Origin of the sequence: Shewanella sp. CAL98-MNA-CIBAN-0140 (assembly GCF_040309905.1) — a bacterium.
In the GTDB taxonomy this organism is placed as follows: Bacteria; Pseudomonadota; Gammaproteobacteria; order Enterobacterales; family Shewanellaceae; genus Shewanella; species Shewanella psychromarinicola.
In genome coordinates, this window is record NZ_JBEOPI010000020.1 from 81,371 (window position 1) to 88,625 (window position 7,255).

At 36.0% G+C, this 7,255-nt stretch carries 4 protein-coding genes; all 4 read right to left on the bottom strand.

Going from position 1 to position 7,255, the window contains the following annotated elements; genetic code table 11:
- Nucleotides 1-11: 11 nt before the first annotated feature.
- From csy2 to cas1f, 4 genes are read right to left on the bottom strand one after another with little or no spacing between them, the layout of a single operon-like run.
- A complete protein-coding gene (gene csy2 / locus AAEY93_RS12000; RefSeq protein WP_351077138.1) occupies nt 12-1,073 on the bottom strand; it encodes a type I-F CRISPR-associated protein Csy2 in 1,062 nt (353 codons plus the stop codon).
- Complete coding sequence (locus tag AAEY93_RS12005) at nt 1,070-2,611, bottom strand: type I-F CRISPR-associated protein Csy1 (protein WP_351077141.1); 1,542 nt, start codon at nt 2,609-2,611, stop codon at nt 1,070-1,072. Before AAEY93_RS12005 ends, csy2 begins: the two co-directional genes overlap by 4 nt.
- Nucleotides 2,604-5,939, bottom strand: coding sequence for a type I-F CRISPR-associated helicase Cas3f (gene cas3f / locus AAEY93_RS12010; protein ID WP_351077144.1), 3,336 nt, complete (start codon nt 5,937-5,939; stop codon nt 2,604-2,606). Before cas3f ends, AAEY93_RS12005 begins: the two co-directional genes overlap by 8 nt.
- Complete coding sequence (cas1f, locus tag AAEY93_RS12015) at nt 5,936-6,976, bottom strand: type I-F CRISPR-associated endonuclease Cas1f (protein ID WP_351077147.1); 1,041 nt, start codon at nt 6,974-6,976, stop codon at nt 5,936-5,938. The genes cas3f and cas1f overlap by 4 nt, the downstream gene beginning before the upstream one ends.
- Nucleotides 6,977-7,255 lie beyond the last annotated feature (279 nt).

Here is a 7,255-nt window from a genome sequence, read left to right on the forward strand (position 1 = left end):
ATTATTTATCCTTAAAAGAGGTTAAGTGCTTCATTTAAATTGAGTGTTTGAATTTGTTCTATTCCGCTTTCATTTATATCTAAATCACCTGACGCGATATTATTTTTTTGTACACACAAGTACCATTGTCCGTCATGTCTATAACGCCAAATAATGTCAGTAATTTTTTGAGTGTTGTGCATACTTTTCCATTCACCAACAGAATGGATTGCTTCAACAAATCTTGATGAGGTTAATTCGTCACGAGTATTATCCACTTCCTTGGACGCATAAAGTTCACTGATCGCTTTATAGCCCGTCATAAGAGGAACCAAGTAACCAGAATTAGGTTTAGCAACATATTCCCAGTCAGCATCAGTATTTTTATCTGGTGTAGTGTGATCTTTAGTTAATTTGGGTATTGCTTGATATTTAAGTGCAGAAAAGTCTAACCATGCATCTAAAAGTTGTGGATCGTTGTTTGCATTACCATTTTCTTTATGGCGGCTTACTAGTGTTTTGTAATGTTGTTGCAGATATTCGCTACGATCTAATAAAACAAAACCAGCCATGGTTAAGTTTTTTATTTTCCTTACCATGTCAATGTGCTGTTTTTCGGTGCTCGCAGCTAAAACCTTTATTTTATTAACGTTTAATACCGTTCCTCCAGCGATACGCATTTGATAACACAAGTCTTCAATTTTTTGTTCAAACTCTTTTAATTTTTCTGTCGTTAGTGTTACTGACTTATCGATTTCAATAACCAAGCTAACGGTCAAATTCATTTTCCCCTCCTCAATAATTGGAGGTGAAGCATTTTTATGTTTAGCCAAAACAGGTGGGTTTTTACTTTGTATAAACTCAAAATCAGAAAATTGTTTCGGTTGATATACTTTGTTTTGAACAGTGTGAGATATCACTCCACAACCTGTTAATTCCACATCATATTCGCCATCATACTGGTTTGATATTTTTCTATTTAAAGCATGAGTAAAACCTAAAAACTGAGTGATAGCAGGGAATCCCCACGTTAACCCTGCAATTGAGTTAGCATTTTGTATTTGTATATGACTGAGTACTAGATATTGGCTCATAATGTCACCTCCTGTGTAGCAACAAACTCTCTCAACTCAATTAAAAATGCATCTGCCCACACCGCTTCGTGAATGGGGGTTAATGACAATTTACCTTTGTCTTTAAGTTGATTATTTAACCATCGGCCGTAACTTTTACTAAGTGTTTTCATCCATTTTTTATTCTGTTTTTCGATGGTTGCCTTATCATCTTCTCTGAAATATTCAAATAAAAGCTGTTGTTCAATAGGTAAATTAGTTTCAACTGTCCAATTTTTTATGCCTGTATGTGAATTAATCTGATCAATATAATTAAAGAAGTTACCCGCTATCGCGCGTAGTTTATTTATTACTGCTGCATTGCGTTTTGGTTCACTTATACTGAGCGATTTATTTTTGATTAATACTAAGTATTTTTTTAAGTCATTCATTTCATTTTTTAAAACCAAACTCAACGAACGATCAAAAACATCGGTTTTATTAACATAAGAAGGAATAATTGATTGCCATTGCGGAGGCATAGTTGGCAATAATGAAATCCTCCCCCCCCGCTTACCATTTAATGAGGAAGCGTTAGAGTGATTAGAACCTGTAACATTAATGTACGCTTTATTTAAATACGCACATGTATTTATTTCTGAGTATTTTTTATTGCCTCTCTGGGATTTAGCTACTCTTTGAACTGTATCTAATTCCATTTTACCATCCCATATTGTTTTATGCTTCAAATGTATTGCATGTACTAAAGAAGATGATGTTAATGGTAAGAGTAAGTGATATTGATGATCTTCTACTGGAAAGTAAGTTTGTTTAGAAAGGAAGTAACTTTGTTTATTTTCATTCTTAATTAGTTTTGAAAACGTTTTACACCAAAACGACAATAACTCTTTATTTTGAGTAAAGCATCTCAGGTAGATATCTGCACCATCACGTAGTAAATCCCCAATATAATGCTCGGCTACCTCAATGTTATACATTTGAGAAATGGATGAATATTTATTATCTGGGTAAGCCGTATCTAAAATTGGCTTTTCTGCAGTTAATACGTATTGAGAACTATATTTATTGCAAGAGTTATGGTAACGCACATCACATGATGTCCCCTTACTACTTGAATGTGTTAATTTCGCAATATGAGTGGCTAAATAACTTTCGGCACCAAAATCTAATGCCCAACCTAACCATTGTTCATATTTATTCCAATGACTAATTTCTTTAGCTTTAAGCTTCAATTGCTCATACAACTTAACTTGCTCTACGAGCACTGATTGTTGTTTAAACAAGCTTATTAATTCATTTGAAAGTGAACGATAGAATTCAATATTTTCTTGCTTAGAAGAGCCCTTTACAGATTTCTTCTTTTTTAAGTCAGTGACTCCGTTTTTTACATCAGTATTCTGCTTAAAAATAGATTTAGCTTGTAAGCAGCCATTTGTGAAAAAATCCTTAAATAAACTGACAAGTTTGTCTAAGTTTCTATCTTGTATTTTCTGTTCATCAACAGCATCAATATAATTTTCAATCGCGGACTGAACTTTTTTAATATCCTCATTAATCATTTTTATAAGCATCCTTTTTCAATATTTTGTATAAACCAAGCGAAGGGTGGCACTGCCACTGCTCAGTCGAATTTTCATTTAGTTGGCGAAGTGATAAGTTCGTAAATTTTTTTAAAACCAAATTCTCACTTTCACCTGTTCGCACAGCTAAAATTTTAACGCTTTCTTTTAGGTCAAAATCCCCCCAAATATAATTACCTACGCCAAACTTAATATTTTCTATTTCAGTTGCTATGTCTGAAGTATTTTCATATTCAATCGGTGATGTTTTAATTATTCTTTTTTGCCAAATAACTTTCCCGGTACGTGTAAACATCTGGTTATATTCATCATTTGGGGTTGATTGCCTGAATGGTTGTAAACGCTGTAACTCACCACACCATGTAACGTTGTTATCCCACCATTGTGCCGCATAATTTCTTTCGTTTTTACTTCCTTTAAGTCGAATCGTTTGTGCTAGATGTTCTAATTCATTAAATGATTTAAAACGTGGTGAAGCCTCTTTTGTTAGTGTGAGTGACGTTGGCGCTTTAATTCTGGCTATGGCACTAATTTCATCAAATTCATTCATTGGAAAAAGATCACATAAATCAGCAGATGAATAACTTAATTTTTTAGTTTCAAAACCTGGCTTTTCAAATCTTATATCAAGCCCTTTTATACCCTTAAAATTTTTAGATAAAACATGAATATTTTCAGTAGTAGGAACTTGTTTGCGATGCCGTTGAACACGCCCAGCTAATTGTATAATTGAGCGCATAGAGCTTGGTTCAACTACTGCCCAATCATAATCATGATCGCGACCAACTTCAGCCACAGCCGTAGCTAAAACAACAAAAATATGATGTGTTTCATTATATTCTTTTATCCGTTCAGTAATGCCAGATTGTTGTAACCACTCTTTTTCACTATGTCGTGATAATGCACAATCTAACTGTTTTTCAATTTTTGAACGCTGTAAAAATGGAAACTGACTATGATAAACGCAGTAATGAATAATCGTATTTTCAGGCGCATTTTTTTCTAACAATATTTTAGAAATATGCACCAATGGATCAATGTTTGCCATACGTACTAAACCGATGGATACTTTTTTATCTAACACGGTAATACTGTGTTGCTTATGTAAAGTTTGTATCGATGTATGAATGACTGACGCTATGTTTTCACTGGGTTTTTGTTCATCATTTTTGACGACAGTAACGATTTTTCCTTTTCTTAATACCGCATTATTTTTTCCTAAATTTTTAATACGTTTTTCAATAAAATTACTATGCTCATTTTCATAAGAATCAGTATTTGATATAAGTACTGATTCAGTTTTTTTAAATTCATCAAACCATGCGCAACATACTTTAGTGGTTTCACCAAGTTCACCATTAACTTGTGTATAGTGTTTTCGACCTGCTTGATAAGCGGAGAATAATGCACTGGCTAGTGATGGTGATATTGTAGCCGTTGATAAAAGAACTCGGCTGCCGAGCATGCCAGCCCAATTAACTAAACGGCATAATGCAGGTAAATCATCTAGACCAAAATCATCAGGTTCATCAAGTACTAAATCAGATGTAAGTAATCTAAGCATAGGGGCTATTTGACGCCCACCGCGAATACCTTCATTAGCAGGCATTAAGTAATCAATCGTACTAACTAATACAGGCGCTTGAATAAGCTTTAGTATTTTAGGATCATGTTTAAACCATTTAGCGCACTCACCTATGTACTCAGGCAAATCTTCAATTAGCGTTATTTCATCTTTTAATAATGATTCAGCAGATTCACTACCTTGATTTTGTTGAACACTAATCTCAGGATCTTTTGATTGTTGATGTAAGTCTTTCACCGCTTGTGAACCAATAAGCAAAGCAAGCTCATCATTGCCAAGGTTTAGTTTATCTTTAAGTGCGTCCGCTGTTTGTAATGTTAATGTTCTTAGACCTAGCGCTATACTAAACCGACAGTTTCCTTCATCTGCAAGTCCGTACATGATTCGTGTATTTCCGAGCGTTTTTCCTTTTCCTGTTGATGATTGACAAACGCCAAAGAAACCATACTTCTTTGTCTCATCTTTAATTGATTTGGCTAAGTTATAGGCCGTATCTTGCCATCCGTAATCGGCTTGGAAATTACTAGGAACTTTTGCTGTTAGTGCTTTATTTACTTTTAATGTGGGTAAATCATCTTTCAAACGAGGCAAAGACCTAGAGAATTCATACGCATTTATCCCTACCGCAATATTATGTTCATCTAGTTTTTGCTTTAAATAGGTTTGTCCGTTCGAATTTTTGTCCGTATTAGCATAAGCCTTGTAATTTCGATCTTGCCATTCAGATGTTGTTTCGGTTTGAGATGAATAATAATGGTCGGATAACATCAAAGCCAAACGTGATATGTGTGCAGTAAAGTGTTGTTCAAACCAACTTTTTTGAAACATAGCCTCACAACGCAAAGCTTTCTTTGCTAAAATGCTAATTTGTGTTTGCCAATGGGCACTCGAAAATGGTGTACCGTATGGGAATATCCAGTTTTGTTCGATATCTTTTTTTTGCCAATCATCAACTAAACATTGTGGTGAATTCCAGCAAGCTTCAAAGTTTTGATTCAACCATTCATTGATATTTTCAAATGACGGTGGATTATCACCGCCTTGAGGAAATTGGGGTAATTTGTGGTGAGACACTATCAACCATGCAACTAACTTAGCGATTGGTGGAAATAACACAAAAGGATTCAGAATATTTTCATCAATTCCATCCCTTAGTGATGTAAGTTTTTCTAAAACATCTTTTTCTGTACCATTATCTGTATCAACTAAAGATTGTAACCATTGCGTGTCTGTTTGATTTCCGACAAATGCCTGAAATATTCTTAGCGAGACCCATTCATGACGGTATGGCTCATAAAACTTACCTGTTAGCTCTGGATTCAGTTTATTTTGAAACAGTGCGTTTGCTTTTCCTACATCATGGAACAAACCTGCAATGGCTGAAAATAATGAAATTTGATCAATACTATTAAAAAAAGATGTTTCTTTTAGTAATTCTTTTCTCGTACTATTTACTGGCACCAAACCTTGTTGATTAAATTTCAATTTATTACCCACAACCCAAAGTAGCTGTACTCTTGAGCGTGAGCGGATCCAATGGCAACTTACGGCAGTGCTTCGGCTCGCGGTTTGACGCAGCATTTTTTTAACCGTAAGTAAGCCGTCTTCGGTAATGAGGGTTTGCCAGGTGTTATCACCGATGCGATCGGCGAAGGCATCGAGTACTCGGCGAGTCTTTTTAAGGGCATTTTTTTCACATTGACTCACAAACGTGACCATCATGATGCATCGCCTTCTTCTGGCGACTGTTCGAGTTTATTGTCTACTACAATATTTTCGATTAGTGCATCACTTGGCTCAGTAAATGACATAAGTGCGAGATTTTTAACGGTATCAAATAAGTAGTCTAAGGCTTTATGGTCGGTAAATTTTTGCAGTACTTGCTGACGAAACTCTTGTTCGGTGGCATTTTCTTTGGCGCAGACAAAAGCCCATGGCAATACAATGGCGTCTTTAATTAAGTCAGCGACATCGAACACTAACGCGCCGCGTCTGGTTTTTCCGTGCATTACCGCAAAACCATGGGGGATCCCCAACACCCACAAAGTGCAGGCCGCTAAGCCGTAGGCTAGATAATTACCGTGGTTTAAAAAGTCATTGGCTTTGTCGACATTATTTTTCGCCGTTTGATGCTGGCGACTAAAGTCTGCCATTCCGGTGTTATTGGCGGCAAATTTATAAAGCACTTTGGTAAGTTGGGCTTCGGTTAATAATAGTTCTGCTGACTTTTGTGCAGTATTGGTGCGTTGTGTAAATCGTTCTAGCGCGGTTTGAATAGTTGGTGCGCTAAACACAAAACCTTCAGTATTTAGCTCTTTATCTTTTGACCAAACTTGCTGTAAGTACTTAATACGGGCTGTTTGTAGGTATTTTGCGGCTTGTAAGCGTTTATGGTCGTCAAACCAAAATGATAACCAACCTTGCACATATTCAGTGGGGCGGTATTCACTTTGTGGTGTCATCCATTCAATATCATTGCCCATGTATAACGGTGTGCCACCGCCGCCAGCAAAACCAATTAATACGCCTGCTTGAGCGAGCATTCTGACCGCTGCTTGGGTGATAGAGGTGCCATTGCCGAGCAATAATACCGTGGTGTTAGCGATGGGAATATTGTAATACTGGTTTTCGTTTTTTGCCTCGGTGAGATACAACACTCGGCCATCTTTTTGCATCACTCGGCAATACTCTAAGTAGTACATGTTGGCGCGTTTTGAGTGCAGAATTGTTTTTAAATCTGAAGGTGAAAAATCATCCATTACCAGCTCCCTGTGTGTATTCCTTTACTTTAACCGTACCACGTGTGGTTGCACATTACTGTTAAAATACACAGGTAAAGTGACTTTACATTTTATAGATGTAAGTTGTTTTAAATATGCTTAGCCACTGAAAAGCCATGGTTTTATGTCATCTCGATTTACGAGTACCGTAAGCGCTCAATTAACCGCACATACCAATAACCTTCAAATGTGACATGATTATTTCCTAACTAAATCTAGGAAAACAATCATGTCAAAAAACGATAAAATACAATACTG

Bases quoted from the DNA above. Each gene is read 5' to 3' on its own strand.
- csy2 (WP_351077138.1), bottom strand. From the start codon at position 1,073: ATGAGCCAATATCTAGTACTCAGTCATATACAAATACAAAATGCTAAC.
- AAEY93_RS12005 (WP_351077141.1), bottom strand. From the start codon at position 2,611: ATGATTAATGAGGATATTAAAAAAGTTCAGTCCGCGATTGAAAATTAT.
- cas3f (WP_351077144.1), bottom strand. From the start codon at position 5,939: ATGATGGTCACGTTTGTGAGTCAATGTGAAAAAAATGCCCTTAAAAAG.
- cas1f (WP_351077147.1), bottom strand. From the start codon at position 6,976: ATGGATGATTTTTCACCTTCAGATTTAAAAACAATTCTGCACTCAAAA.